The sequence below is a fragment of the Clavibacter sp. B3I6 genome, from assembly GCF_030816895.1.
GTDB lineage: Bacteria > Actinomycetota > Actinomycetes > Actinomycetales > Microbacteriaceae > Clavibacter.
Window position 1 is genome coordinate 1,706,370 of sequence record NZ_JAUSYL010000001.1, and the last position, 26,899, is coordinate 1,733,268.

Genomic DNA, 26,899 nt, shown 5'->3' on the forward strand with positions numbered 1-26,899 from the left:
ACGCCGCCGCGACGCGCGACGGACGCCGCCGCGACGCGCGGACCTGCTCGGACGGACGGGGCGCGGACGGCGGGGCGACGACCGACCCGGGCCTAGGGTCGATCAGGTGCCCGCCCCCGGAACGACCCCGACTCCCCCTGCCCCCGACGACCGCGCCGACGGCTTCGTGCGCGTGCGGGGCGCGTCGGAGAACACCCTCCGGGACGTGGACGTCGACATCCCGCGCGACCGCATCGTCGCCTTCACGGGGGTGTCGGGATCCGGCAAGTCGTCGCTCGCGTTCGGCACCGTCTACGCGGAGGCGCAGCGCCGGTTCTTCGAGTCGGTCGCGCCGTACGCCCGCCGGCTGATCCGGCAGGAGCAGACGCCGCACGTCGAGAGCATCACGGGCCTCCCGCCCGCGGTCGCCCTGCAGCAGCGGCGCGGGGCGCCGAGCACGCGCTCGACGGTCGGCACGGTGACCACCCTGTCCAACTCGCTGCGGATGCTGATGTCCCGCGCGGGCGCCTATCCCGCCGGGCAGGGGCGGCTCGACTCCGACGCCTTCTCCCCCAACACCGCCGCGGGTGCGTGCCCCGTCTGCCACGGCCTCGGCGTCGCGCACACCGTGACCGAGGCGTCGCTCGTGCCGGATCCGTCGCTCAGCATCCGCGAGGGAGCGGTCGCCGCGTGGCCGGGCGCCTGGCAGGGCAAGAACCTGCGCGACATCGTGATCGCGCTCGGGCACGACGTGGACGTGCCGTGGCGCGATCTCCCGCGGGAGGCGCGCGACTGGCTCCTCTTCACCGAGGAGCAGCCCGTGGTGCAGATCACCCCGCAGCGCGACCGGGTCGCGAAGCCGTACAACGGGCGCTTCTGGAGCGCGCGCTCCTACGTCCTGCACACGCTGGCCGACTCGGCGAGCCCGCGCCTCCGCGAGGCGGCGCTCGCACACATGGTCTCGGGCACGTGCGAGCGGTGCGGCGGCAGCGGCCTCACGCCCGAGGCGCTGGCCGTGACCTTCGCGGGCCGCAGCATCCAGCAGCTCAACGCGCTCACGCTCGCGGACCTCGCCGCGGCCATCGCACCGACGGACGTCATGGGCGACGTCGCCGTGACGATCACGACCGACCTCGTGGCGCGCCTCGCCGTGCTCGTCGACCTCGGGCTCGGCTACCTCAGCCTCGGCCGCGTCACGACGACGCTCTCGCCCGGCGAGATGCAGCGGCTCCGGCTCGCGACGCAGCTGCGGTCGGGCCTGTTCGGCGTGGTCTACGTGCTCGACGAGCCGTCGGCGGGCCTGCACCCGGCCGACGCGGAGCCGCTCCTCGAGGTGCTCGAGCAGCTGCGCGACTCCGGCAACTCGGTCTTCGTGGTCGAGCACGACATGGACGTCGTGCGGCGGGCCGACTGGATCGTCGACGTCGGGCCGGGCGCGGGGCAGGCCGGCGGATCCGTGCTCTACAGCGGTCCGGTTACGGGCCTCCGGGACGTGACCGCGTCGGCGACGCGCCCGCACCTCTTCCCCGACCTCGCGCCGGCGCGGGCCGAGCGCACTCCGCGGACGCCCACCGGGAGCATCCGCGCGACCGGCGTGACGCTGCACAACCTCGTGGACCTCGACGTGGAGATCCCGCTCGGGGTGATGGTCGCCGTGACGGGAGTCTCGGGATCCGGCAAGTCGACGCTCGTGAGCCGCGTGCTGCCGGACCTGCTGCGGGCCTCGCTCGCGCCCGACCGCGTGGTGGTCGAGGCGGCCGACGCCGCCGAGCCGGCCGACGACGCCTCCGGCCCCGCCCGCATCGCCCGGGTGGAGGGCGCCGAGGCGGTCGACCGGCTCGTCTCCGTAGACCAGCGGCCCATCGGCCGCACCCCGCGCTCGACGCTCGCCACCTACACGGGGCTCTTCGACGCGGTCCGGCGGACGTACGCCGCCACCGACGAGGCGCGCGCCCGCGGCTACGGCGCGGGCCGGTTCTCCTTCAACGTCGCGGGCGGCCGGTGCGAGACCTGCCAGGGCGAGGGATCGGTGACCGTCGAGCTCCTCTTCCTCCCCGGCTCCTACGGGCCGTGCCCCACCTGCCACGGCGCCCGGTACGAGCCGGCGACACTGGAGATCGCGTACCGCGGGCGCTCGATCGCGGACGTGCTGGCGATGACGGTGGACGAGGCGCACGGCTTCCTCGCCGACGTGCCCCTCGCCGCCCGGGCCCTCGCCACCCTGCGCGACGTCGGGCTCGGCTACCTGCGGCTCGGGCAGCCCGCGACCGAGCTGTCGGGCGGCGAGGCCCAGCGCATCAAGCTGGCCACCGAGCTGCAGCGCGCGCCCCGCGGCCACACCCTCTACCTGCTGGACGAGCCGACGACGGGCCTGCACCCGGCCGACGTCGTGCTGCTCCTCCGCCAGCTCCAGGGGCTCGTCGACGCGGGGAACACGGTCGTCGTCGTGGAGCACGAGATGGACGTGGTGGCGGACGCGGACCGGGTCATCGACCTCGGGCCGTCGGGCGGCGACCAGGGCGGGCGGATCGTGGCGCAGGGCACCCCGCGGGAGGTCGCGGGGACCGCGGGCAGCCGCACGGCGCCGTACCTGGCGCGGCGTCTCGGCGCGTCCTGAACGGGGGTCGACCGGGTCGGCCCGGGCCCAGGCCGACGTGGGTAGTGTGACGTCCAGCGTCCGCGCCGCGCGCGCGTCCGACGCCCTCATCGGCACCCGCACCTCGCTAGGAGCACCTCGTGACTGACTCGACCGGAACACCCTCCACGCCCGCGGGCTGGTACGCGGACCCCGCCGGATCCGACCGCCTGCGCTGGTGGGACGGGTCCCGCTGGACCGACCACCTGACGGACGCGCCCGCGGCCGTCTCGTCGGCCTCGGAGCCGACCGGCGAGGACGGGACCGCGCGCGGATCCGCCGAGCAGGCCCCCGCGTCGGCCCCCGCCGCGTCGCACGTGCCGCCCGTCGAGGCCCCGGCCGCGCCGCCCGCCTATGGGCAGCAGGCTCCGCAGCCGTCGTACGCGCAGCAGCCCTCCGCGCAGCAGCCGTACGCCCAGCAGCCCTACGCGCAGGCGGGCTACGGCCAGCAGCCCTACGGCGCGCCGACGCCGCCGCCGAAGGTGCCCGCGTCGACGTCCCCCTTCACGTGGGCGATCTGGGTGCTCGCGGCCCTGCCGGTCCTGTCGATCGCCTTCGCGGCGACGCAGGACTACGGCAGCGCCCTCGACCTCCGCTCGGCCGGCCCGCGCCCCGAGGCGGCCATCGCGTCCGCCCTCTCCAGCCTCGTCCAGCTGCTCGTGTACGCCGGCACGGTCGTCCTCGCGTTCCTCGATTGGCGCGAGCTCACGCGTCGCGGGATCGTGCGCCCGTTCCACTGGGCGTGGGCCTTCATCCCCGTCGCCGGCGGCGTCTACCTCATCGGCCGCTCGATCGTCGTCCGCCGCCGCATCGAGGGCGCGCCGGCGAACGCGCTGGCGCCGATCTGGCTCTGGATCGGGCTCAACGTCATCGTCATGTTCATCGCCCTGGTGAAGCTCGTCGAGGTCTTCTCGTCCGCGATGCGGATGTACGGCACCGGCGGCTTCTGATCACGCGGCGGCCCGCCCGCCCCCTGCGCCCCGGTCGGCGCGTCCGCTCACACGAAGCGGATGCGCTGGCCGGGGCGCAGCTGCGCGGCGAGCCGGACGTCGTCGCGCGCGACCACGCCGATCACCGGGTAGCCGCCCGTCATCGGGTGGTCGGCGAGGAACAGGATCGGCCGGCCGGAGGGCGGCACCTGGAGCGCGCCCTTGACGACGCCCTCGCTGGGGAGCTCTCCGGGGATCCGCCGCTCGAGCGGGGTGCCGTCGAGGCGGACCCCGACGCGGTCGGCCTCGGCGGTGACCTCCCAACGGCCGTCGAGGAGCGCGGCCCAGGACCCGTCGGCGAACCAGTCCAGGCGCGGCCCGGGCGACGCGCGGAGGATCACCTCGCCGTCCGCGGGCGCCGTGACGGCGAGCGAGTCGACGGGCGGGACGGGGCCGGCGGACGCGGACCCCACGGGCAGCACGTCGCCCGCCGCGACCGGCGCCGGGCCGACGCGCGAGAGCAGGTCGGTGGCGCGGGAGCCGAGGACGGGCGCCACGTCGATGCCGCCGCGGACGGCCAGGTACCAGCGGATCCCGCGCTCGGCCGCGCCGATCTCCAGGGTGTCGCCCGCGTCGAGCAGCACCGCGGCCGCGTACGGCGCGGGCCGGGCCGCGCGTCCCGCCGTGCGGACGAGCGGCCCGACCGCACCCGTCACCGCGACCCAGACCGCCGCGGTCGCGCGCAGCACCGCGCCGCCGAGCACGATCTCCAGGCCCGCGGCGCCGGGCGCGTTGCCGACGAGGAGGTTGGCGTCGGCGAGGGCGCGCGGATCCAGCGCCCCGGACGGCGAGACGCCGATGCCGCCGTGCCCGGGCCGGCCGGCGTCCTGCACGAGCATGAGCGGGCCGGTGCGCTCGACGACGAGCGCGGGGGCGACGGGCGCGGAGGCCCGCCGACCGCGGCGGGCGGCCGGGACGCCGCTCACGCCGTCGCCTCGCGGAAGCGCACGGCGGATCCGGGTTCGAGGAGCGCCGCCGGCTCCCGCGCAGGATCCCACAGCACCACCCGCGTGGTGCCGATGAGCTGCCAGCCGCCCGGGGAGGCGCGCGGGTAGATGCCGCTGAACTCCCCGGCGAGCGCGACGGCCCCGGCCGGGACGCGCGGTCGCGGCGACGACCGGCGCGGCACCTCGAGGCCGGGCACCCCCGCGAGGTAGCCGAAGCCGGGCGCGAAGCCGCCGAACGCGACCGTCCAGGTGCCGGAGGTGTGGCGCTCCACGACCTCGCGCTCCCCGATGCCGAGGAGCGCGGCCACGTCGGCCAGGTCCTCGCCGTCGTAGACCACCTCGATCTCCACCGGGTCGCCGCCGCGCGCGCCCGCCTCGTCGGCGGGTCGGGCGGCGAGCGCCCAGGCGCGGGCGGCAGCGAGGGGCAGCACGCCCGGATCCACGGTCACGAGGATGCTGCGCGCACCGGGCACGACGTCGACGACCCCGGCCGGTCGCGTCGCGTCGAGCACGGGCTGCAGGCGGAGCACCTCGTCGAGGGAGTCGAGGTCGAGCATGACGGCGGCGTCGCCGCACGGGAGCAGCCGGAGGGTCACAGGGCGCGCCGGTCGCGGGCGGGGAGCGCGCGGGATCCCGTGGCGGCGGATCCGTCGGCGTCGGCCGCGTCGCCCGCGTCGGGCACGGGCCGCACCGCGACGCCCGCCGCCTCGAGCGTTTCCCGCACCGCGCGGGCCAGCACCACGGCGCCCGGGGTGTCGCTGTGCAGGCAGAGGGAGTCGGGGTCGAGCCGCACGACGGATCCGTCGATCGCCACGACCGTGCCCTCCGTGGCCATCCGCACGGAGCGGGCCGCGACCTCGGCCGGGTCGTGGATCACCGCGCCCTCCTGCCGCCGGGACACGAGCGCCCCCTCCGGCGTGTACGCCCGGTCGGTGAAGGCCTCGACGCGCGTGGGCAGCCCGGCGGCCTCCGCGAGCCGGAGGATCTCGGAGCCGGGCAGCCCGAGCACGGGGAGCGTCGGGTCGAGCGCGACGACCGCGTCCACCACGGCCTGCGCCTGCACCGGGTCGTGCGCGATGGCGGTTGTAGAGGGCGCCGTGCGGCTTGATGTAGGAGACTCGCGCGCCGACCGTGCGGGCCATGCCGGAGATCGCGGCGAGCTGGTAGAGCACGTCGCCCGTGAGCTCGGCGGGCGACGCGTCGAGGTCGCGCCTGCCGAAGCCCGCGAGGTCGCGGTAGGCCACGTGCGCGCCGACGGCCACGCCGTTCCGGGCCGCCCGCTCGAGCGCGTGCAGCATCACGATCGGGTCGCCGGCGTGAAAGCCGCACGCGACGTTGGCGCTCGAGACGACGTCGAGCATCGCGTCGTCGTCGCCGAGGGTCCAGCGGCCGAAGGACTCGGCGAGGTCGCTGTTGAGGTCGATCTGCATGGCGTCTCCCCTGCACCGGGCGCGGCGGCCGCGCGTCGCGGCGCCGTCCCCACCAGGCTAGGCGGCCCGCGGGGCGACCGGCCCGACACGGGCGCGGATAGACTCGACGACCGTGACCACCCGAACCCTGATCAAGAACCTGGCCGCCCTCGACGACGGGGACGTGGCCGTCTCCGGATGGGTCGAGACCGTCCGGGACCAGAAGAAGATCCAGTTCGTGATCCTCCGCGACGAGTCCGGCGCGGTGCAGCTCACCTACAAGCGCCAGGGCGACGAGGACGCGACCGCCGACACCATCTCCGGCCTCGCCGCGGGCACCTTCCTCACCGCCACCGGCACGCTCAAGCACGACGAGCGCGTCAAGCTCGGCGGGCTCGAGATCGGCCTCGCCGGCATCGAGGTCGCGGGCGCGGCCATCCCGGAGACGCCCATCGCGGCCGACTCCTCCATCGACAAGCGCCTCGACTGGCGCTTCATCGACCTGCGCGCGCCCCGCAACTCGCTGATCTTCCGCGTGCAGACCACGCTCGTCCACGCCATGCGCACCTACTGGGTCGAGCACGACTTCATCGAGGTCTTCTCCCCGAAGCTCATGGCCACGCCCTCCGAGTCGAACGCCGAGCTGTTCAAGGTCGACTACTTCGACGGCGTCGCGTACCTCGCGCAGAGCCCGCAGTTCTTCAAGCAGATGGCCCAGTCCGCGGGCTTCGGCAAGATGTTCGAGGTCGGCCCGGCGTTCCGCGCCGACCCGTCCTTCACCTCGCGCCACGCGACCGAGTTCACCTCCGTGGACGCGGAGATCAGCTGGATCGAGAGCCACGAGGACGTCGCGCGCCTCCAGGAGGAGCTCATCGTCGCCGCGCTCACCGCGGTGAAGGAGAAGCACGGCGACGAGATCCGCGAGCTGTTCGACGTGGAGGTGACGGTGCCGAGCGTGCCGTTCCCGCGGATCCCGCTGCTCGAGGCCAAGGAGATCGTCGCGAAGCGCGGTCACGTGATCGACCGCGCCGACGATGACCTCGACCCCGAGGGCGAGCGCCAGATCGCGGCGCACGTGATGGAGGAGTTCGGCCACGAGTTCGTGTTCCTCACCGACTACCCGTCGTCGATCCGGCCGTTCTACCACATGCGCAAGGCCGGCGACCCGTCGCTCACGAACAGCTACGACCTCATCTGGAACGGCGTCGAGATCACCACGGGCGCCCAGCGCGAGCACCGCGTCGAGGTGCTCGAGGAGCAGGCCCGTGAGAAGGGGCTCGACCCCGAGGAGCTCGGCTCGTACCTCGACTTCTTCCGCTACGGCGTGCCCCCGCACGGCGGCTTCGGCATGGGCCTCAACCGCGTGCTGATGCTCCTCCTGCACCAGTCGAACCTGCGCGAGGTCACGTACCTCTTCCGCGGTCCGAACCGCCTCACCCCGTAGGTCCTGCTCCACCGGACGGCCCGATCCCCGCGCAGGGGGTCGGGCCGTCCCGCGTGCGGGGCACGCGATCGGGGGCACGCGTTCGGGGGCGCGGATCTACATCGCCCGGGGGAACCGCGCCGGCGAGGGCGTCCGTAGCGTGGCAGGCACGGCCCTCCCGACCGGGACGGCCTCCGCCCGACGCCGAGGAGCCCGCATGCCCGACGAGACGCGACACGACCGCAGCCGCGCGCACGGCATCGCCCGGCACGGCCGGTTGCGGAAGCCGAGCGGGGCGCGGACGGCGGCGCTGGCCGCCGTCATCGTCGCGGCCGTCGCGGTCGTGAGCACCGGATCCGTGGCCGCGTACGCCGCGTGGGACCTCGCGCGGACCCTGGAGGCGAACTCGGTGGAGATCGGCGACGGGCAGGCGCCTCCGCCGTCCATCGGCGCGATCGACGGGGGCGCGAACATCCTGCTGGTCGGCGGCGACACCCGCGAGGGCCAGGGCGACGGCTACGGCACGGGGCGCGACGTGCTGACCGGGAACCTGAACGACGTGACGATGCTCCTCCACATCAGCGAGGACCACACGCGCGCGACGGTCGTCTCGTTCCCGCGCGACATGCTCGTCGACATGCCGTCGTGCACGGGTCCGGACGGGGCGGAGGTCCCCGCGTCGTCCGGGGAGCAGATCAACGTGGCGCTCAAGAACGGCGGCCTCCCGTGCGTCGTGCGCGCCGTGGAGGCCATCACGGGTCTCGACATCCCGTACGGCGGCGTGATCCAGTTCAACGGCGTCGTCGAGATGTCGAACGCCGTGGGCGGGGTGCCGGTCTGCATCGCGAACCGCCTCCACGACCCCAAGACGGACCTCGACCTGCAGCCCGGGGTGCACCCGCTGCAGGGGCGCGAGGCCGTCCAGTTCCTCCGCACCCGCCATGGCGTGGGCGACGGGAGCGACATCGACCGCATCAGCAACCAGCAGGTGTTCCTCAGCGCGCTGCTGCGCACCATCACGGCGTCGGACACGCTCACGAATCCGGCGAGGGTCTACGGCATCGCCCGCGCCGCCATCGACAACATGGTCCTGTCGACGTCGCTCGACAGCCCGGCCGCGATCGCCTCGCTCGCCCTCACCGTGAAGGACATCCCCCTCGACCGCTTCACGTTCGTCCAGTACCCGAGCATCCGGCTCGAGTCCGGGCGCGTGGCGCAGGACGTCGCCCAGGGCGACGAGCTGATCCGCCTCCTCGCGGCCGACGCCGACTTCGCGCTCGCGCCGGGCAGCACGGGGCAGGGGGTCGCGGCACCGGATCCCGCCCCCGCGCCGACGCCCGACACCGGCACCGCCCCGTCCGCGGATCCCTCGGCCCCCGCCGTGCTCCCCGAGGGCGTCACCGGCCAGACGGCGTCCGAGGAGACCTGCTCGAACGGCTGACGCGTCCGCGCCGCCGGGCATCCGCCGCGCGACGGGATGCCCGCGATCGAGCCGCACTTTTCCTCCGTTGCCGTAATATCTCTCCCATCGCTCGGTGCCCTCGCCCGCGGGTCGCCGAGCAGTGGACTCCACGGGATCAGCACGACCCGTGCCCTCGAGGGACACCAGGACGGGTCACAGGGGAGCACCGCATGGGCCAGCTGATCTTCGACGGCACCACGCGCACCACCATCGACGACCGTGCGCTCGCGCACCTCCAGATCGTGATGCTCAACAAGCTCCGCCGGAAGGAGAGCTTCGCGTTCTCGTGGAAGTACCCGGCGTCCGAGGGCGACGGCCGCAGCACGGTGTGGGTCGCCCCCGAGCTCCCCCTCCACTTCCGCTTCTCCGGCAGCCGCTCCCCCGCCATCAACCCGGCCTGGGTGGACGTGCTGATGGAGAGCGCGAACACCGGCGGCGGCCTCCATCTCCTGCCCGAGCCGCCCGCCGGCGCGGCCCCGCACGCCGCGCCCCGGACCGACTGACCGCCTTCCCGGATCTCCGCCGCTCCCCCGACCATCCCCGCGCACCCGCGCGACGCCCCGAAGGACGCCATGGCCCTCACGAACCTGCCCTACGACGACGACGCGATCCTCACCGCGGCCGACGCCGCCGCCGCACTCGACCGGGAGGTGCGCGACGTGTCGGTCGACTTCGACAACACGAGGGTCTCCCCCGACGACGTGGCGCGGATCACGGCCACGATCACCTACACCGTCCCCGCGGACGTGGCCGTGCGGATCCTCGACGAGGCCCGCCCCCGCGCCTGGACGCGACCTGCTCGCCGGGTCGACCGGAGTCCCGGCGCGACCTGCATCCCGGTGCGTACGGGGGTCCTCCGCTCGGCCGACGACCCAGTCCCCGGCCGCTGCGAGGGTGAGGCCATGACCCGATCCGACGCGTCCGCCGCACCCGCCGCCCGCCGCACGACGCACCCGTCCCGCCCCGTCGCGGAAGCGCACGCGCCCGCGCCCGCCCGCGAGACCGTCCGGAGCGCGCTCCGCGCGACCGCGGTCGTCCTCGTGTACAGCCTCCTCGTGGGCGGCGTCACGAGCCCCGCACAGGGCTTCCTGCCCGACTCGGTCGACTCGCTCGCGAACTCGGCGGGCGGCTGGAGCATGCTCGCCTTCCTCGGCGTCTGGCTCTCGCGGGCACGCCCGCTGCTCGGGACCGTGCTCGGCGCCGTGTCCTTCGTCGCGATGGTGGAGGCCTACGGCATCGTCAGCCTCTGGCGCGGCTACTTCCTCGCGGGCCCGTTCTCGTCCATGTGGGTCCCGATCGGCCTCGTCGCGGGGCCCGTCATCGGCGTCGCCGCGGCGCTCGTGCGGCACGGGTCGCCCGGCTGGGCCGTCGCCGGGGTCGTGCCGCTCAGCGCCGTGCTCGTCGCGGAGGGGATCTGGGCGCTCCGGACGGTGTCGGACACCACCAGCCCCGTGTACTGGACCCTCGAGATCGTCCTGGGCGTCGCCTTCCTCGTGGCGGCGGTGCGGCGCCGACGGCGGATGCGCGCCGTCGCAATGCGCGGCTAGCCCCGCACCGCGGCGATCCGCCGGCGCGAGCGGAACGCCACCCCGAGCCCGATCGGCACGACGAGCGCGGCGCCGACGGGCCCGACCGCCGCGACGGCGGACACGACCGCGAGGACCGATCCGCCCGCCAGGATCAGCGCATCGGCCTGCCAGGCGGCGACCACGAGCGCGGAGGCGTCGCCCGCCGGGGTGGGCACGGGCGCCATGACCTCGAGCGGCAGCGGTCCCTTCGCTGCGTCGAGGGCGCGGACGACGACGAGCAGCAGCACGACGGCCGGGGCCGCGACGAGCGCCGCCCCGCCAGCGCCCGCCGCGACGGCGATCCCCGCCCCCGCGAGCGCGCACGCACCGCCGGCCGTCGCGGGCAGCGCGGCATGGAGGAGGAGCAGGCGCCCGGTCGGGATCCCGTAGAGCGGCGGCGCGGACGACACCTCGACGACGTGCCGGAAGCCGTCCGCCCCGACGCCGAGCGCGAGGAAGGCGACGAGCGCGGCGCCGACCGCGGGCACCCCGAGCGCCGCCCCCGCGCCGTCGAGCGCCACGGCCACGAGGGCACCGGCGGCCGCGATGCCGAGGCAGGCGGAGGCCGCGCGCACCGGCGTGCGGAGCGCCCCCACGAGGTCGCGCCGGAGGACGAGGGCCGCCGGGGATCCGCCGCTGACGGCGCGCCACCCGCGCCCGATCCGCGGCACGGGCCGGAAGCCGCCCGCGGCCATCGCGAGGTCGCCCGTGGTGGCGAGCGTCGTGGCCGTCTGCCAGCGCTGGGCCTGCGCGAGCAGCTCGGCTCCGCGGAGGCCGCCGAGGAGCACGGGCATGACCGCGAGCGCCACGGCGGCGGACGCGGCGAGCACCCCGAGCCCGGCGGCGGATCCCCCGGCCGGGCCGCCACCGGCCCCGCCCCCGGGCACGAGCGACGCGAGGCCGGCCCACGGCACGAGCGGCACGGGCGCCAGCACGGCGACCGCGGTGGATCCGAGCAGCACGGCGGCCGCACCGGCGCGCCCGCCCGGCGTCAGCCGCTGCCCCGCGAGCCAGCAGCCCGCGAGGAGCACGCCGACGAGCGTCCCGCCCGCGGTCCAGGCGACGACCGCCCCGGGGTCCGACGCGCCCGCCACGAGCAGGGCGAGCCCCGGCACGAGCGCCGCGATCCCGGCGAGCCCGGCGCACCCGAGGACGGCGCGCACGGCCGGCCGCGCGAGCACCGCCGCCCGCGGCAGATCGCTGCCCACGAGCGCGGAGGTGAGGAACGGCGGCAGCAGCGCCGGGCCGCGTGCCCCGCCCGCCAGGACGAGCGCCGTCGCCGCGAGGCCCGAGACCACGGCCGCGGCGGTCGGCCCGTGCTCGACGAGCACGGCGGCCGCCCGAGGCTCCGCGAGCTCCAGCACGACGGCGCGGAGCACGGGGACCCCGACGATCAGCACCGTGAGGACCCCCGCGTACACGGCGTAGGCGAGGTCCATCGCCGAGGCGCCGCCGCGCGCGAGGCGGATCGACCGGACGGCGCGGAGGGCGCGGAGGGCGCGGAGGGCGCGGCCGCCCCTCACGCCGCGTCGCCCGCGAGCGCGACGGCCCGGCGCGCCACCGCGTCGCGGAGCACCGGGCTGTGCGTGGCGAGCACGACCGTGCGGCCGTCGTCGAGCTCCTCGCGGAGGATCCGGATCACGAGCTGCATCCGTTCGGGATCGAGCCGCTGCTCGGGCTCGTCGAGCAGCAGGACGTCGTGGGGGCGCACGGTCGCCATGGCGAGCGCGGCGAGCTGCGACTGCCCGGAGGACAGCTCGTGCGGGAAGCGGCGGGCGAGGGACGTGAGCCGCCACCGGTCGAGGTGCGCCGCCGCACGTTCGCGGGCGGCCTCGGCGTCCGCGCCCCAGGTCGCGGCGATCACGGCGAGGTGCTCGGCGAGCGTCAGGTCGCGCGCCACGGGCGGGTGGCCGATGGATCCGGACACCGCGCGCCGGAAGGCCGGGTCGCGCTCGTCGACGAGGCGCCCCTGCACGCGGGCGGATCCCGTGGTCGGCCGGCTGATCCCCGCGAGCACGCGCAGGAGGGTGGTCTTCCCGGCGCCGTTCGGCCCGGTGACGGCGACGGCCTCGCCCGCGCCGACCACCAGGTCGACGGGCCGCAGCAGCGGGATCCCGTCCACGACCACCGACACCCGCTCGACCTCGACCGCATCCCCCATCGGGCCAGTCTCGCGCACGGCCGGAGCCGGGCGGAAGCGCTTCCGGGCGCTGCGGAGCCGGCGGCTACACCTCGAAGTCGACCGACGCCGCGGACGCGACCAGGCTGCGCACGAACGCGGCGACGCGCTGGTGCTCGGGGTGCACGTCGTAGGCCTCCAGCCCCGCGCGGTCGTCGAAGTCGGCGATGAGCACGAGGTCGTGGCTGCGCGCGGATCCGACCACGTCGCGTCCCACCTGGAAGGAGCGGACGCCGGGCACGAGCCCGGGCAGCGTCTCGAGCGCCTCGCGGACGCGCGCGGCGTCCCGGTCGAGGGCGGCGGGATCGCGGTCGGCGAGCTTCCAGGAGACGACGTGGCGGAGGGTCATGCCCCGACCCTATCCGCGGTCGGCCGTGCGGGAGCAGCCGCGCCGGGAGCGACTCCGCGGGAGCGGCTCCGGATCAGCGCGCGAGCGCCGCCCGCAGCCGGTCGGCGTCGATGCGCCAGTAGTTGTGCACGCGCCCGTCGATGAGCAGCACCGGGATCTCCTCGGCGAAGCGGTCGGCGAGGGCCCGGTCGTCGAGGATGCTCCGCTCCTCCAGCGTGACCTCGGCCGCGCGGTCCGCGGGGAGGCCGCCGAGCACGCCGGTCACGACCTCGCGCGCGTCGTCGCAGAGGTGGCAGCCGGGCTTGCCGACGAGGGTGAGGACCGTTGCGCTCATCCGCCCAGCGTAGGCGAGGGCCCCTGCGACCCCGCCCCGGCCCGGGTGCCAGGAGCGTCGCCTACGCTGAGGCGATCATGGTCGATGAGGCGCGCACCCCGATCCTCGCGTTCTTCGACGTGGACAACACCCTCGTCCACGGCGCGAGCGTCTTCCACCTCGTGCGGGGGCTCCGCGCGGCCGGCCTCCTCACCGTGCGCGACATCGTGGGCGCCGGATGGAAGCACGCGCGGTTCAAGGCGCGCGGCGAGAACGACCGTCATCTCGCGTCCGCCCGGGCCCGCGGCCTCGAGGTCGTCACCGGGGTCACCGTCGCGGACATGGCACGGCTCGCGGACGACATCTACGAGCGGCACACCGCCCCGATGGTCTGGCCGGAGACGCTCGGCCTCGCGCAGGAGCACCTCGCGAAGGGCCACCAGGTCTGGCTGGTCACCGCGTCGCCGTCGTTCCTCGCCGACGTGATCGCCCGCCGCCTCGGCCTCACGGGCGCGCTCGGCAGCGCGCTCGAGGTGCACGACGGCGCGTACACGGGACGCCTCGAGGGCGAGTTCCTGCACGGCGCGCACAAGGCCGCCGCCGCCCGGGGGCTCCTCACGCGGACGGGCGCGGACGCCGGGGCGTGCTGGGCCTACTCCGACTCCCGGCACGACATCCCGCTGCTCACGCTCGTCGGCCACCCGGTGGTCGTCAACCCGGACCAGGCGCTCGCCGCCCACGCCCGCGAGTCCGGCTGGCCGTCGATGCGGCTGCGGCGCGCGAGTATCCGCGACGCCCGCCGGCGCGTGCGCCGCGAGGCCGCTCAGGCCGGGGGATCCCCCGCGGCCTGAGCCGGCTCCCGCCCGCCGGGCGCCTGACCCCCGGCCGCCGGCCGGCCGCAGGACGCCGGACCCCGGACGCACGAAGAGGACGCCGCCCCGTCGCCGGGTCGGCGTCCTCTCCTCGCGTGCGGCGCCCTCGTGGACGCGTCCGCTCTACTTCTTGTTGCGGCGCTGGTGACGCGTCTTGCGAAGCAGCTTGCGGTGCTTCTTCTTCGCCATGCGCTTGCGACGCTTCTTGATCACTGAACCCATAGGGGCACCTCATCTGTTGCCGGACGGAACACGCGGGCTCTGGTGACCCGCGGAAAATAGCCTCAGAGGAGTCTAGCCGACATCCGACATGCCGGAGTGACGCGACGCCTCGCCGGGCTGGCCGGGCAGCGCGTTCGACGGGTCGATCGCGGCGAGCACGGCGGACTCGGGCACGCGGAACGAGCGGCCGAAGCGGATGGCGGGCAGATCGCCCGAGTGGACGAGCCGGTAGACGGTCATCTTGGAGACGCGCATCATCTCGGCGACCTCGGCCACCGTGAGGAATCGGACGTCGGACAGGTCACGCGACATGGGCGGATCGACTCCTCGTTCTGCGTGACCGGCTCACGGACCCCCTGCCCCCGCGATGCGGGCGCTGGTGCGCGAGTCTAGATGTGCGGATGGACGCCTGTCCATCGTGTCACATCCTGCATCACGAGTCCCGCGCGTTCCCCTGCTTCCGACCGCGCAGGCGGCCCAGCGAGGCCTGGCCGGCGGACCCGGCGACGCGCGTCGCGTCGTGCACGGCGGCGGCCGCCTGGTAGCGGGTGTCCGCCCAGATCCGGCCGAGGGACGCGGCGAACGGATAGCCGGACGGGTCGTGGTCCCCGTCCTCGTCGGGATCGGCGGACAGGCCGCCGCCGAGGAGCCCGGTGTCGGGATCCGCCCGGTCGCCCTCGTCCGCGTCGTCCTCGTCCCGGTCGACCTCGACGAACGGGGCGACCCATGCGTCCAGCAGCTCGAGCGGCGCGGGCTCGAGGCGGTAGTAGCGGTGCTGGCCCTCCTCCCGCACGGAGACGAGGCCGATGTCGCGCAGCACCCGCAGGTGCTTCGACACGGTGGGCTGGCTGATCCCGAGCGTCTGCACCAGCTCCGAGACGCTGATCTCCCCGGTCGGCGCCTCGGGCACCGCGCGTCGGTCGAGCAGCACGCGGAGGAGGTCGCGTCGGGTGGGATCCGACACGACGTCGAAGATGTCAGCCATGCCCGAAGGGTATTCCGTCCCGCGCTCGCAGTACCATGACCATCCGGGCCACCCGGGCCCGGAGCGGACAGGGGACCATGCGCGTCAAGCCGGAGAACGGGCGTCCCCTCCTGGGTCGCATCCGCGACTTCCTCGACTACTTCGCGCACTCCACGCCCGCCCGGTTCGCGATCCTCATCTTCGCGGCGCTCGTCCTCACGCTCACGACGATCCTCATGCTCCCGGGCATGACGTCGACGGGCGAGACCGCGCCCTTCGCCGACGCGCTCTTCACGGCCGTGTCCGCCATCTGCGTCACGGGCCTCGCCACGGTCGACATGGCGACCTACTGGACGCCGCTCGGCCACGCGTTCATCGCGCTCGGCGTGCAGATCGGCGGCATCGGCGTGCTCACGCTCGCGTCGATCATGGGGCTCATCGTCTCCCGCCGCCTCGGTCTCAAGGCCCGGCTCATGGCGGCGAGCGACAGCAACCCGCTGCGGATCCACCACGGCCCCGTCGCCGAGGGCCAGGCCGTGAAGCTCGGCGAGATCGGCACGCTGCTGCTCACGGTCGCGATCAGCGCCCTCGTCATCGAGCTGTCGATCGCGGCGCTCCTGCTGCCCCGGATCCTCCTCGAGGGGATCCCGCTCGGCCAGGCGCTGCTCGACTCCTTCTACTACTCGCTCATGGCGTTCACGAACACGGGATTCGTGTTCAGCGAGGCGGGCTTCGAGCTGTACCACCAGGACTACTGGTTCCTCAGCCTGCTCATGATCGGGGTGTTCCTCGGGAGCATCGGCTTCCCCGTCATCTACGCCGTGTACCGCGGCTGGCGGAAGCCCCGGCGGTTCTCCGTGCACGTCAAGCTCACGCTGTGGACGTCCCTCATCCTCATCGTGCTCGGCACGCTCGCCTACGTCGTGCTCGAGTGGGACAACAAGAGGACCTTCGCGCTCATGGACCCCGTGCAGCACGGCTTCCAGGCCCTGTTCCTGTCCGTGATGACGCGCTCCGGCGGGTTCTCCACGCTCGACATGGCCGAGTTCGGCAACGCGAGCCTGCTGGTCACCGACATGCTCATGTTCATCGGCGGCGGATCCGCGTCCACCGCCGGCGGCATCAAGGTCACGACCCTCGCGATCCTGTTCCTGGCCGCGTTCGCCGAGGCCCGCGGGAGCGAGTCGATGGAGGTCTTCGAGCGCCGCATCCCGAGCGACGTGCTCCGCCTCGCGGTGAGCATCGTGCTCTGGGGCGCGACGACGGTGGCCCTCAGCAGCATCGTGCTGCTGCAGATCTCCGGCGAGCGCCTCGACTACGTCCTCTTCGACGCGATCTCCGCCTTCGCCACCTCGGGGCTCAGCACGGGCTTCACGGCCGAGGCCACGGATCCTGCGAAGTACGTGCTCGCGGCCACCATGTTCCTGGGGCGCGTCGGCACGGTGACCCTCGCGGCGGCCCTCGCCGCGAGCACGCGCCGCCAGCTCTTCCAGCGCTCCGAGGAGCGGCCGATCGTCGGCTGAGCCGGCGACGCGCACCCCCTTCCCCACCGCACCGACCGATCGACCGGACCAGAGAGGCTCCCCCCATGGGCGACCGCATCCCCCACAACGCCCCCGTGCTCGTGATCGGGCTCGGCCGCTTCGGCGCCGCGACCGCCGGCCAGCTCGCCCGGCTCGACCGCGAGGTGCTCGCGATCGACGCCAGCGAGGGCCTCGTGCAGAAGTGGTCCGACCGCGTGACGCACGCCGTGCAGGCCGACGCCCGCAACATCGAGGCGCTGCAGCAGCTCGGCGCGAAGGACTTCTCCATCGCGGTCGTGGCCGTGGGCTCGTCGATCGAGGCGAGCGTGCTCATCACGGCGAACCTGGTCGACCTCAAGATCCCGCAGATCTGGGCCAAGGCCATCAGCCAGTCGCACGGCAAGATCCTCGAGCGCATCGGCGCCAACCACGTCATCTACCCGGAGGCCGAGGCGGGCGAGCGCGTGGCGCACCTGGTGTCCGGCCGGATGCTCGACTTCATCGAGTTCGACGACGACTTCGTGCTCGCGAAGATGTACCCGCCGAAGCCCATCCGCGGCATGGCGCTCGCGGAGTCGTCGGTGCGGCGCCGCTACCGGATCACGGTGGTCGGCGTGAAGACGCCCGGCAAGCCGTTCACCTACGCGACCGCCGAGACGGTGGTCTCGAACCACGACCTCATCATCGTGTCCGGCACGTCGGCCGACATCGAGCGGTTCGCCTCGCTGTCCTGACGCGTGCGGCGGCGACGCTCAGCCGGCCGCGAGCTCGCGGGCGCGGGCGAGCGCGGCGTCGGTCGCCCGGTCGAACAGGCCCGACAGGTCCGCCGCCTGCAGCACCTCGACGGCCCGCTCGGTCGTCCCCTTCGGGCTCGTGACCCGGCGGCGGAGCTCGGCGGGCTCGTCGTCGGAGGCGGCGAGCAGCTCCACGGCACCGCGGAAGGTGCCCTGCACGAGGACGCGCGCCTCCTCCGGGCTGAAGCCCTTGGCCACGGCCGTGCGGGTGAGCTCCTCGATGAGCAGGAAGACGTAGGCGGGGCCGGATCCGGAGATCGTGCTGAGCGCGTCGATGCGGTCCTCGGGCACCTCGACCACGTCGCCGACCGTCGCGAACACCGCGCGGGCGAGCGCGAGGTCCTCGGGCGTCGAGCGCGTCCCGGCGGCGAGCCCCGCCACCCCGCGGCCGACGAGCGAGGGCGTGTTGGGCATCGAGCGGACCACCGCGACGTGCTCGGGCAGCAGCGACTCGAAGGTCGCGACGGTCACGCCCGCCGCCACGCTGATCACGAGGGCGCCGGGCTCCAGGTCGTCGGCGACCTCACGCAGGAGGTCGGGCACCATGTGCGGCTTGACGCCCACGATCACGATGCGCGCGCCGCGGACCGCCCGGCGGTTGGCGTCGGGGTCCTCCTCGACGCTGGCCGCCGCGACGCCGTCCCGCACGTCGAGCGCCGCGGCGCTGGCGGCGGAGCGCGTCGTGACGCGCACGTCGCCGTCGACCTCGACGCGCGGCGAGAGCAGGCCGCCGAGGATGGCGCCGTTCATGGATCCGGTGCCGAGCATCGCGAGCGACGGGAGGCGCACGGGCCCGGTCCCCTCGGCGGCGTCGTCGGTGGCGGGAGCGGCGGGGCGGGCGGCGTCGGCGGGCATGCCCCGATCCTAGGGATCGGCGGGCCGTCAGCCGGGGCGTCCGCGTGGCTAGGCTGAGTCGACCGGGGCATGCGCGCCCGGGCGGCCCGAGCCGTCCACGCCGGTCGAGGAGGTCCCGCCTTGAGCGAATCCCACGGCAGCAAGGCGATCTTCGCCGCGCTCATCGCCAACGTCGGCATCGCGATCACGAAGTTCGTCGCGGCCTTCTTCTCCGGATCGTCGTCCATGCTCGCCGAGGGCGTGCACTCGCTCGCGGACTCCGGCAACCAGGTCCTGCTGCTCATCGGCGGCAAGCGCGCCAAGCGCGTCGCGGACGAGGAGCACCCGTTCGGCTACGGCCGGGTCCGCTACGTCTACGCGTTCATCGTCTCGATCATCCTGTTCTCGGTCGGCGGCGTGTACTCGCTGTACGAGGGCATCCACAAGATCGAGCACCCGGAGCCGCTCGACGTGCCGTGGCTCCCGGTCGTCGTGCTCCTCATCGCGATCGCCCTGGAGTCGTACTCGCTGCGCACCGCGATCAAGGAGTCGAACCCGCTGCGCGGGAAGCAGAGCTGGGTGCAGTTCGTGCGCCGCGCGAAGAGCCCCGAGCTCCCCGTGCTCCTGCTCGAGGACACGGCGGCCCTGTCCGGCCTCGTCCTCGCGCTGCTCGGCGTGGTCGCGTCCATCGTCACCGGCGACGGGATCTACGACGGCATCGGCACGCTGCTCATCGGCGTGCTCCTCGTCCTCGTCGCGGTGGTGCTCGGGATCGAGATGAGCAGCCTGCTCGTCGGCGAGGGCGCGTCGAAGCCCGACGTCGCGGCCATCCGCGCCGCCATCACCGCCGGGGGCGAGGCCGAGTCGATCATCCACATGAAGACGCTGTACCTCGGCCCGGACGAGCTCCTCGTCGCCGCGAAGGTCGCCATGCCCGCCACGACCTCGCTGGCCGACGTGGCCGCGGGGATCGACGCCATCGAGCGCCGCGTGCGCGAGGCGGTGCCCGTCGCCCGGGTCATCTACCTCGAGCCCGACGTGCGGGTCGCCGCGCGCTGACGCCCGACGGCGGCCCGGTCAGCCGGCAAGCGCCTCCGAGCCCGGGCCAGCGCCCGCGCCCGCGCTGAGCCGCCGCTCCGCGAAGAACGCGTCGAGGAGTCCCGCGCACTCGTCCGCACGGACGCCCGCGAACACCTCCGCGCGGTGCGGCAGCCGCCGGTCGCGCAGCACGTCGTAGAGCGACCCGGCCGCGCCCGCCTTCTCGTCCCACGCGCCGAACACGACCCGGGGGACGCGCGCGGCGAGGATCGCGCCCGCGCACATCACGCACGGCTCCAGCGTGACCACGAGCGTCGTCCCGACGAGGTGGCGGTCGCCCGTGGTCGCCGCGGCCTGGCGCAGCGCCTCCACCTCGGCGTGGGCCGTGGGATCCTGCCGCGCCTCGCGGAGGTTGCGCCCGCGCCCGATGACCGCACCCGACGCGTCGACCACGACCGCGCCCACGGGGACATCGCCGGTGGCCGCGCAGGCCCGGGCCTCGTCGAGCGCCACGGCCATCCAGCGGCCGTAGTCGCCCGGCACGCGCAGGTCCAATGGCGTTCCCCCTTGCTGATTAGATGGAGCCTATGCGAGTCCACGTAGCCGACCACCCGCTCATCACGCACAAGCTGACGGCGCTGCGGGACCGCACCACCCCCTCCCCCGTGTTCCGCAGCCTCGCCGACGAGCTCGTCACGCTGCTCGCCTACGAGGCCACGCGCGACGTCCGGGTCGAGACGATCACCGTCCAGACCCCGGTGGCGCCGGCCCAGGGCCTCACCCTCAGCGACCCGAAGCCGCTCGTGGTCCCCATCCTCCGCGCGGGCCTCGGGATGCTCGACGGCCTGATGCGCCTCATGCCCAGCGCCGAGGTCGGCTTCCTCGGCATGGTCCGCAACGAGGAGACCCTGCAGCCCGACATCTACGCCGAGCGCCTGCCCACCGACCTCTCGAACCGCCAGTGCTTCGTGGTCGACCCGATGCTCGCCACCGGCGGATCCCTCATCGCCGCCATCGAGTACCTGTTCGACCGCGGCGCCGTCGACGTCACCTGCATCTGCCTCATCGCCGCACCCGAGGGCCTCCGCGCCGTCGAGGAGGCGACCGCCGGCCGCGAGGTCACCATCGTGCTCGGCGCGCTCGACGAGAGGCTCGACGAGGTCGGCTACATCATCCCGGGCCTCGGCGACGCGGGCGACCGCCTGTACGGCACCGCCGCCCACTGAGCCGCACCGCCCCGCCCGCGGCACCCGTCCCCCTCGGGGGACGGGTGCCGCTGTCCGTCCACGCACGGAAGCTGCGCGTCCCGCACGATTCCGGCCGTCGCTGTTGACACGGGCGCACGGATCCGTGCAAGCTCTCCCCATGACTCTGAACGCGCACGTCCTGACCTCCTCCGAGGCCTCGGGAGTCGCCGGCATGATGATGCCCGGCCGTGTCGCGATGTCCTGTCGAATGTCGGCCTGACCCGCCGCCTTCGCCCGAGCGGTCCCGCGACGCATCCGTCGCCGACCCTCCTCGCCGTCACCGGCGCATCCGCCCCCTGAGGCGTCTCGCACTCCCCTGAGGTCCCGCGCACCCACGCTGCGCCGCACCCGCATCATCACAAGGACTCCCGCCATGTCGCTCGCGACCATCGACACCGCCCGCACCGCCCTCCGATCCGCTCCCGCCGCGCCGGTCCTCCGCGCCGCCGCGCCGCTCGCCCCCGCGATCCGCCGACCGCACGCCGCTCCGGCCGCCGCACCCGCTCCCGCTCCCGCACCGGCCCGCCTCCGGGCCGTGCCCGAGGGCACCGAGGCGCGTGGCTTCGCCATCTACGTCGGACTCGACGAGCTCAAGGCCGCCGCCGCGGGCACCGACCTCGGCACCGTCGTCGCCGCGCTCAAGCGCCTGGCCGCGGAGCTCGCCCCCGGCGTCGAGACGCACGCCGCCGTCGCCCTCGCCCCCGAGGGCGCAGGCGGCCGCGACATCGACGTGGTGCGCCTCGCGCTGCAGGATCCCGCGGCGGTCGCCCAGCACCGCGAGCAGCCCGAGGACGAGGACCGCGCGGACGGCGGCGTCACCGTCGACCTGTCGCGGAAGCGCGTCGTGCTCGACGGGGACACCGCCCCGCTCACCTACAAGGAGTTCGAGCTGCTGCAGTACCTCGTGCTGCGCGAGGGGCGCACCATCGAGCGCGCGGAGCTCATCGCGTCGCTGTGGTCCGCCGCCGACGAGGACGACGTGCCGAACGAGCGCACCATCGACGTCCACGTCCGCCGCCTGCGCTCCAAGCTCGGCCGCTACGAGGAGATCGTCCGCACGGTGCGCGGGGCCGGCTACCGGTTCGACCGGCACGCCGACGTCTCCGTGCACCACGCCAGCACGCAGTCGCCCGACCTGTTCTGAGGCAGAGGGAGGCGGTCCGGTCGCTCCCGGGGGAGCTGTCGGCGGACTCCCAGGACATCGGGCCCGTTGCGGGTAGCGGGGCGTTACGGGATCGTTATACAGTCTTCTCGTCCCCACCGTTTGCTGTGGCGGTGGAGACGGAATGTGATTGCAGGACACTCCTGGTGCAAGGGAGAGGGCCGGCCCCATGCCTCTGGGGTCGGCCCTCAGTCGTCTCCGGGCCCTGTCGCCGGAGCGGCCTCCCCGAGGCGGTCGCGGGCCGCGGCGCTCAGTAGACTTCCCCACGAGAGCGCCGCCCGAAGACCCTCCCGGCAGCGCACCGACGAGGAGGCCTGGTGGGCGAGACCGCGGACGCCGTGCGGGCCTGGGAGTCGCTCTTCCGCGCCCAGGTCAGCGTCATGCGCCGCCTCAGCACCGACTTCCCGAGCCACGACCTCTCGTTCAACGAGTACGACGTGCTCTTCAACATCTCGCGTCAGCCCGACGGGCGCCTCCGCCTCCGCGACCTCAACCAGCACGTGCTGCTGACCCAGCCGAGCGTGAGCCGTCTCATCGACCGGCTCGTCGCGCGCGGCCTCGTGGTGAAGTGCGGGGACGAGAGCGACGGCCGGGCGACGATCGTGCGCCTCACGGAGGCCGGCGACGCCGCCTTCCGGGCCGTCGCACGCATGCACATGGAGTCGATCGCGGCCACCGTGGGCGCGGCGCTCACGCCCGACGAGCTCGACACCCTCCGGGCGCTCACGGACAAGCTGCGCGGGGGCGTCGCCGAGGCCTAGGCCGCGGATCCCGCCCGCGGACGGGTGACGGCCTCCGGCACGGTCGGCCGGGCGAACGGACCGCCGCGCGCGACGAGCAGGCGCAGGAGGGCCAGGACCAGGTCGGCCGCCGTGACGAGGCAGGCGGCCCAGCCGATCGCCGTCGTGACGCCCGCCGCCGCCGGCCCGCCCATCTCCGCCACGGCGAGGACGCCGACCACGAGGACGCCGAGGACGCCCACGGCGAACGCGTCGAGCGAGGAGAACGGCGGCACGGTCCCGGCGGCGGCCGGCCCGCGGCGGTGCGGCGCCAGGCGGTGTAGCCCGTCGCGGATGCGGGAGACGCCGTACACCGCCTCGCCCAGCTCGAGCGGCAGGTGAGTCGCACCGAAGACGACGTCGGCGAGGGTGCGCTCGCGGATCCGGCGCAGGGTGCGGATCTGCAGCGGCAGCCGCACCAGCACGGGCACGGCCCACCACCACCGCGGCTCGAGGATCCCCTGGATGCCGGCGGCCGCGAGGTAGAGCCCGGCGAGCGCGTAGGCCGCCACGCGGAGGACGGGGCCGACGCCGATGCGGAGGGCGGCCAGTCGGGCGCGACGCCGGTCGGCGGCGTCCGCGGGGGCGCGGCCCCGGGTGAGGCGGGTGACGTGCGCGCCCCAGCGCTCCCGGCGCCGGCGCATGGTGCCCCAGGTGACGGCGGTGTCGACCCGGGCGTGGGCGTCGGGCACGAGGGCGGAGCGGTCGTCGCCGGCGAGCAGGGCCGTGAGGATCACGTCGGCCGACGCCCCGGGGCCGGAGGTCCCGTCGTGCGGGGCGAGGCGGAGCAGGGTGGCGGGCGCGAGCGGCACCGGGCCGATGAGGCCGAGGTCGATGCCGGTCTCCACGGCGCCCATGGCCCAGTGCCGCTGGAGGAGCCGGAGCGCGCCGGCGCCCGGGCCGCGGGATCCGCTCGGGCGCGGATCGACGCGCGCGGACACGGTGACGGCGTCGGGGTCCCGGTCGAGGGCCGCGGAGAGGCGCTCGAGGACCGGCGGCTCCAGCTCGGCGTCGGGCGAGACGAGCAGCACGCGCCCCTCGTCGCCGACGATGCGGAACGCGAAGTCGTACGCGGACCGGAGGGAGCCCTCCCGGGCGCCGCGGTCGATCACCGTGACGGTGGTGCCGGCCGGGCCGGCGCCGGGGCGGGCGCGCTCGTGCCGGCCGTTGAAGGTCCGCGCGACGGCGAAGGTGTCGTCGCGGCTGCCCGCCACCACGACCACGACGCGGTCCGGCGGGAGCGTCTGGCCGAGCAGCGAGGCCAGGGTGCGCGCGATGCTCGTCCCCGCGTCCCCCGCGACGACGACGGCGGAGACGGTCGCCCGGGACGCGGGCGGCGCGCCCGGAGGCGAGGGGGTGCGCGGATCGTCCATGGGCCTCTCGACGTCGACGGGTCTCTGTCGGCGGACGGCCCCGGACGGACGCGCACTGCCAGGTGCGATATTACGTGCCGCCCGGCTGTCGACGCGCATCGACCCGGCCCCCTGTCCGCTGCGGGCCTCCGTCCTAGGCTCGATCCATGAGCGACGACGACGCCCCCGATCACGGATCCGCCGACCGGGAGGGCGCGTCCCCCGCGCACGGCCCGAGCATCGTGTGGCTGCGCGACGACCTCCGCGTGGCCGACAACCCGGCCCTGCACGCGGCCGTCGAGCGGGGCGAGCCGATCGTCGTGCTGTACGTGCTGGACGAGGAGAGCGACGGGATCCGCCCGCTCGGCGGCGCCGCGCTCTGGTGGCTGCACATGAGCCTGTCGCGGCTCGGCGACTCCCTCCGTGAGCTCGGCTCGCCGCTCGTGCTGCGCCGCGGGAAGGCCGCGGAGGTGCTCGACGACCTGGTCGCGGAGGTCGGCGCCGGCGCCGTGCTCTGGAACCGGCGCTACGGCGGAGCGGAGGTCGCCGTCGACACGGCGATCAAGAAGGACCTCGGCGACCGGGGCCTCGACGTGCGCAGCTTCCAGGGGTCGCTGCTCGTCGAGCCGTGGACCGTGATGAACAAGCAGGGCGAGCCGTTCCGCGTGTACTCGCCGTTCTGGCGCGCCGCGCAGGAGCAGGCGGAGCCCCGCACGCCCTTCCCCGCGCCCGACGCGCTCGACGCGCCCGCGCGAGCCCCGCGCTCGGAGGACCTCGACGACTGGGGCCTCCTGCCGACCGAGCCCGACTGGGCCGGCGGCCTGCGCGCATCGTGCGACCCCGGCGAGGCCGCCGGGCTGCGGCGCCTCGAGGACTTCGTCCAGCACGAGCTGGAGGACTACGCGGAGGACCGCGACCGGCCCGCCGCCCTCTCCACGTCCCGGCTGTCGCCGTACCTGCGCTGGGGCGAGGTGAGCCCGTTCCAGGTCTGGCACCGGATCCAGCGCACGCGCGGCCGCACGGTGGGCGGTGACGACGTCAACGCCGCCAAGTTCCTGTCCGAGATCGGCTGGCGCGAGTTCAGCTACCACCTGCTGTACCACCACCCCGACCTCGCGACCCGGAACTTCACGCCGCGCTTCGACCGCTTCCCGTGGGAGGAGCCGACCGACGCGACCCTGGGCGCATGGCAGCGCGGCATGACGGGCGTGCCGCTCGTCGACGCCGGCATGCGGGCGCTCTGGCGGGACGGCCACCTGCACAACCGCGTGCGCATGGTCGTGGCGTCGTTCCTCATCAAGAACCTGCTCATCGACTGGCGGCTCGGCGAGCAGTGGTTCTGGGACACGCTCGTCGACGCCGACGCGGCCAACAACGCGGCGAGCTGGCAGTGGGTCGCGGGATCCGGGGCGGACGCCGCCCCCTACTTCCGCGTGTTCAACCCCGTGCTGCAGGGGCAGAAGTTCGACCCGACGGGCGAGTACATCCGGTCGTACGTGCCGGAGCTCGCGCACGCGCCGCGCGACGTCGTCCACGAGCCGTGGAAGGCGCAGGGCGACCTCGTCGCGAGCGCGGAGGACGTCGCCGACGAGCAGGCCGCCGGCGGGCTCGCGGCCTACCCGTCGCCCATCGTCGACCTCAAGGAGTCGCGTCGGCGGGCGCTGGCCGCATACGACGTCGTCAAGGACCTCTGACGCGGAGGGCCCGCGCGTCGTCGACGCGCGGGCCCTCGGTCGTGCGGATGCGGATCAGGCGTCGTCGCGCTCCCCGAGGCGCTCCTCGCGGTCGTGCCGCTCGCGGATCCCGCGGCCGAGCTTGACGTCCTCGCGCTCGGCGGCGGCCTTCTTGTCGCTCACCTTGGTGTCGCGCGGCGGCAGCTGCAGGGTCTCCTCGGCGGCGATGCCCGCCTGGAGCTGGCGGCCGCGCTCGAGCTCGGCGTCGAACTCGGCACCGAACAGGAGCGCGAGGTTCGCGATCCAGAGCCAGAGCAGGAAGATCACGACGCCGGCGAGCGAGCCGTAGTTCTTCGCGTAGTCCGAGAACGTCGTGACGTAGAACGCGAAGGCGACCGAGGCGATGACGAGCACGAGGAGCGCGAGTCCCGCGCCCAGGCTCATCCAGCGGAACTTGGGCTGCTTCGCGTTCGGGGTCGCGTAGTAGAGGATCGCGATGAGGAAGACGATCGCGAGCGCGAGCACGGGCCACTTCGCGATGGACCAGACGATCTGCACCGTCTCGCCGAGGCCGAGCGCGTCGCCGATGGCATCCGTGACGGGGCCTGAGATCGCGAGGATGAGGCCGCAGACGAGCAGCAGCACGATGCCGATGACCGTCACCGCGAGCTGGGTCGGCTTGAGCTTCCAGAACGGCCGGCCCTCCGGGATCTCGTAGATCCGGTTCATCGCGCGGCTGAAGGCACCCACGTAGCCGGACGCCGACCAGATGGCCAGCACGATCCCGGAGACGAGCGCGAAGCCCGCGGCCGGGGAGTTGACGAAGCCCTCCAGCACGGGCGTCAGCAGGTCGAGCGCCGACTGGGGGGCGACGCCGCGGAGCACGTCGAGCACGGCGTCGACCGTGGTCTGCCCCTGCCCGAAGACGCCGAGGAGCGAGATGAGGGCGATGAGCGCGGGGAACATCGACAGCACCGCGTAGTACGTGAGGGACGCGGCGATGTCGGTGCACTGGTCCGAGCCGAACTCGCGCATGGTCTTGCGGAGCACGTACTTCCAGGACGGCTTCTCGATCTCGGTCGGTGAGTCGGGCTTGCGCCCGTCGTCCTCATGGGGCCGGTCCTCGATGGTGCCGGCCGTGTCTCGTGCTGCCACTGGTGCCTCCGTGATGGTCGCGGGTCGGGTA

At 74.6% G+C, this 26,899-nt stretch carries 27 protein-coding genes and 1 pseudogene; 14 read left to right on the top strand and 14 right to left on the bottom strand.

The features are described 5' to 3' along the window. Positions 1-106: 106 nt before the first annotated feature. Positions 107-2,596 (top strand): excinuclease ABC subunit UvrA, encoded by a 2,490-nt coding sequence (locus QFZ62_RS08050; RefSeq protein ID WP_307504012.1) that lies wholly within the window; start codon positions 107-109, stop codon positions 2,594-2,596. Positions 2,597-2,715: 119 nt separating this feature from the next. Further along, positions 2,716-3,564: a DUF2510 domain-containing protein gene (locus tag QFZ62_RS08055; protein WP_307504015.1), complete on the top strand. Its 849-nt coding sequence runs from the start codon at positions 2,716-2,718 to the stop codon at positions 3,562-3,564. Between the two features lie 47 nt (positions 3,565-3,611). On the opposite strand, the gene QFZ62_RS08060 is transcribed toward QFZ62_RS08055, so the two are convergent. The 3 genes and pseudogenes from QFZ62_RS08060 to QFZ62_RS08070 all read right to left on the bottom strand — a co-directional run bounded on the left by QFZ62_RS08060 (position 3,612) and on the right by QFZ62_RS08070 (position 5,980). Then, positions 3,612-4,529, bottom strand: coding sequence for a biotin-dependent carboxyltransferase family protein (locus QFZ62_RS08060; RefSeq protein WP_307504018.1), 918 nt, complete (start codon positions 4,527-4,529; stop codon positions 3,612-3,614). Then, positions 4,526-5,146 (bottom strand): allophanate hydrolase subunit 1, encoded by a 621-nt coding sequence (locus tag QFZ62_RS08065; protein ID WP_307504020.1) that lies wholly within the window; start codon positions 5,144-5,146, stop codon positions 4,526-4,528. Before QFZ62_RS08065 ends, QFZ62_RS08060 begins: the two co-directional genes overlap by 4 nt. Further along, a pseudogene (locus tag QFZ62_RS08070) lies at positions 5,143-5,980 on the bottom strand (LamB/YcsF family protein). Before QFZ62_RS08070 ends, QFZ62_RS08065 begins: the two are co-directional and overlap by 4 nt. Positions 5,981-6,092: 112 nt before the next feature. Here QFZ62_RS08070 and aspS point away from each other — a divergent pair. From aspS to QFZ62_RS08090, 4 genes are all read left to right on the top strand, one after another. Further along, the gene (aspS, locus tag QFZ62_RS08075; RefSeq protein WP_307504024.1) at positions 6,093-7,403 is read left to right on the top strand and encodes an aspartate--tRNA(Asn) ligase; all 1,311 of its coding nucleotides are present in this window, start codon (positions 6,093-6,095) and stop codon (positions 7,401-7,403) included. A gap of 196 nt (positions 7,404-7,599) precedes the next feature. Continuing rightward, the gene (locus QFZ62_RS08080; protein WP_307504026.1) at positions 7,600-8,823 is read left to right on the top strand and encodes an LCP family protein; all 1,224 of its coding nucleotides are present in this window, start codon (positions 7,600-7,602) and stop codon (positions 8,821-8,823) included. A 191-nt stretch (positions 8,824-9,014) separates the two neighbouring features. After that, positions 9,015-9,347: an ATP-dependent DNA ligase gene (locus QFZ62_RS08085; protein WP_307504029.1), complete on the top strand. Its 333-nt coding sequence runs from the start codon at positions 9,015-9,017 to the stop codon at positions 9,345-9,347. A gap of 69 nt (positions 9,348-9,416) precedes the next feature. Next, positions 9,417-10,391, top strand: a complete 975-nt coding sequence (locus QFZ62_RS08090) for a DUF6518 family protein (RefSeq protein ID WP_307504033.1) — start codon at positions 9,417-9,419, stop codon at positions 10,389-10,391. Here the strand turns inward: QFZ62_RS08090 and QFZ62_RS08095 are convergent. From QFZ62_RS08095 to QFZ62_RS08110, 4 genes are all read right to left on the bottom strand, one after another. Next, complete coding sequence (locus QFZ62_RS08095; protein WP_307504039.1) at positions 10,388-11,935, bottom strand: hypothetical protein; 1,548 nt, start codon at positions 11,933-11,935, stop codon at positions 10,388-10,390. The genes QFZ62_RS08090 and QFZ62_RS08095 overlap by 4 nt on opposite strands. After that, positions 11,932-12,573 (bottom strand): ABC transporter ATP-binding protein, encoded by a 642-nt coding sequence (locus tag QFZ62_RS08100; protein ID WP_307504042.1) that lies wholly within the window; start codon positions 12,571-12,573, stop codon positions 11,932-11,934. The genes QFZ62_RS08095 and QFZ62_RS08100 overlap by 4 nt, the downstream gene beginning before the upstream one ends. A 64-nt stretch (positions 12,574-12,637) precedes the next feature. Next, complete coding sequence (locus tag QFZ62_RS08105; RefSeq protein WP_307504044.1) at positions 12,638-12,940, bottom strand: Dabb family protein; 303 nt, start codon at positions 12,938-12,940, stop codon at positions 12,638-12,640. A 73-nt stretch (positions 12,941-13,013) separates the two neighbouring features. Continuing rightward, positions 13,014-13,274 (bottom strand): glutaredoxin family protein, encoded by a 261-nt coding sequence (locus QFZ62_RS08110; RefSeq protein WP_307504048.1) that lies wholly within the window; start codon positions 13,272-13,274, stop codon positions 13,014-13,016. 77 nt (positions 13,275-13,351) lie between these two features. Here QFZ62_RS08110 and QFZ62_RS08115 point away from each other — a divergent pair, with 77 nt between their 5' ends. Further along, the gene (locus QFZ62_RS08115; RefSeq protein ID WP_307504050.1) at positions 13,352-14,104 is read left to right on the top strand and encodes an HAD family phosphatase; all 753 of its coding nucleotides are present in this window, start codon (positions 13,352-13,354) and stop codon (positions 14,102-14,104) included. Between the two features lie 144 nt (positions 14,105-14,248). Here QFZ62_RS08115 and QFZ62_RS08120 read toward each other — a convergent pair whose 3' ends face one another. From QFZ62_RS08120 to QFZ62_RS08130, 3 genes are all read right to left on the bottom strand, one after another. Beyond that, positions 14,249-14,347 (bottom strand): 30S ribosomal protein bS22, encoded by a 99-nt coding sequence (locus tag QFZ62_RS08120; protein ID WP_003792170.1) that lies wholly within the window; start codon positions 14,345-14,347, stop codon positions 14,249-14,251. 72 nt (positions 14,348-14,419) lie between these two features. Next, positions 14,420-14,659, bottom strand: coding sequence for a helix-turn-helix domain-containing protein (locus QFZ62_RS08125; RefSeq protein ID WP_011931768.1), 240 nt, complete (start codon positions 14,657-14,659; stop codon positions 14,420-14,422). A 121-nt stretch (positions 14,660-14,780) separates the two neighbouring features. Continuing rightward, positions 14,781-15,332 (bottom strand): helix-turn-helix transcriptional regulator, encoded by a 552-nt coding sequence (locus QFZ62_RS08130; protein ID WP_307504055.1) that lies wholly within the window; start codon positions 15,330-15,332, stop codon positions 14,781-14,783. Positions 15,333-15,409: 77 nt separating this feature from the next. Between QFZ62_RS08130 and QFZ62_RS08135 the strand changes: the two genes are divergently transcribed. Together QFZ62_RS08135 and QFZ62_RS08140 are read left to right on the top strand one after the other, a co-directional pair. Continuing rightward, positions 15,410-16,834, top strand: a complete 1,425-nt coding sequence (locus tag QFZ62_RS08135) for a TrkH family potassium uptake protein (RefSeq protein WP_307504058.1) — start codon at positions 15,410-15,412, stop codon at positions 16,832-16,834. A gap of 65 nt (positions 16,835-16,899) precedes the next feature. After that, entirely contained in the window at positions 16,900-17,568 is a 669-nt protein-coding gene (locus QFZ62_RS08140; RefSeq protein ID WP_307504061.1) for a TrkA family potassium uptake protein, read from the top strand. A gap of 18 nt (positions 17,569-17,586) precedes the next feature. On the opposite strand, the gene proC is transcribed toward QFZ62_RS08140, so the two are convergent. Continuing rightward, the gene (gene proC, locus QFZ62_RS08145) at positions 17,587-18,396 is read right to left on the bottom strand and encodes a pyrroline-5-carboxylate reductase (protein WP_373425973.1); all 810 of its coding nucleotides are present in this window, start codon (positions 18,394-18,396) and stop codon (positions 17,587-17,589) included. A gap of 207 nt (positions 18,397-18,603) precedes the next feature. On the opposite strand from proC, the gene QFZ62_RS08150 reads away from it, so the two are divergent. After that, positions 18,604-19,521: a cation diffusion facilitator family transporter gene (locus tag QFZ62_RS08150; protein ID WP_307504067.1), complete on the top strand. Its 918-nt coding sequence runs from the start codon at positions 18,604-18,606 to the stop codon at positions 19,519-19,521. 18 nt (positions 19,522-19,539) lie between these two features. Here QFZ62_RS08150 and tadA read toward each other — a convergent pair whose 3' ends face one another. Next, positions 19,540-20,019 carry a tRNA adenosine(34) deaminase TadA gene (gene tadA, locus QFZ62_RS08155; protein ID WP_307507723.1) on the bottom strand — a complete coding sequence of 160 codons (480 nt, stop codon included), beginning with the start codon at positions 20,017-20,019 and terminating at the stop codon, positions 19,540-19,542. A gap of 68 nt (positions 20,020-20,087) precedes the next feature. Here tadA and upp point away from each other — a divergent pair, with 68 nt between their 5' ends. The 3 genes from upp to QFZ62_RS08170 all read left to right on the top strand — a co-directional run bounded on the left by upp (position 20,088) and on the right by QFZ62_RS08170 (position 22,670). Then, on the top strand, positions 20,088-20,726 hold the full coding sequence (gene upp / locus QFZ62_RS08160) for a uracil phosphoribosyltransferase (RefSeq protein WP_119403196.1): 639 nt from the start codon (positions 20,088-20,090) through the stop codon (positions 20,724-20,726). 394 nt (positions 20,727-21,120) lie between these two features. After that, positions 21,121-21,891, top strand: coding sequence for a winged helix-turn-helix domain-containing protein (locus tag QFZ62_RS08165; protein ID WP_307504072.1), 771 nt, complete (start codon positions 21,121-21,123; stop codon positions 21,889-21,891). A gap of 335 nt (positions 21,892-22,226) precedes the next feature. Next, on the top strand, positions 22,227-22,670 hold the full coding sequence (locus QFZ62_RS08170; protein WP_307504074.1) for a MarR family winged helix-turn-helix transcriptional regulator: 444 nt from the start codon (positions 22,227-22,229) through the stop codon (positions 22,668-22,670). Here the strand turns inward: QFZ62_RS08170 and QFZ62_RS08175 are convergent. Continuing rightward, positions 22,667-24,061 (bottom strand): glycosyltransferase family 2 protein, encoded by a 1,395-nt coding sequence (locus tag QFZ62_RS08175; RefSeq protein WP_307504077.1) that lies wholly within the window; start codon positions 24,059-24,061, stop codon positions 22,667-22,669. The genes QFZ62_RS08170 and QFZ62_RS08175 overlap by 4 nt on opposite strands. Positions 24,062-24,207: 146 nt before the next feature. On the opposite strand from QFZ62_RS08175, the gene QFZ62_RS08180 reads away from it, so the two are divergent. Continuing rightward, positions 24,208-25,734 carry a deoxyribodipyrimidine photo-lyase gene (locus QFZ62_RS08180; protein ID WP_307504080.1) on the top strand — a complete coding sequence of 509 codons (1,527 nt, stop codon included), beginning with the start codon at positions 24,208-24,210 and terminating at the stop codon, positions 25,732-25,734. A 54-nt stretch (positions 25,735-25,788) separates the two neighbouring features. On the opposite strand, the gene QFZ62_RS08185 is transcribed toward QFZ62_RS08180, so the two are convergent. Continuing rightward, positions 25,789-26,868 (bottom strand): YihY/virulence factor BrkB family protein, encoded by a 1,080-nt coding sequence (locus QFZ62_RS08185; protein WP_307504083.1) that lies wholly within the window; start codon positions 26,866-26,868, stop codon positions 25,789-25,791. Between the last annotated feature and the right edge of the window lie 31 nt (positions 26,869-26,899).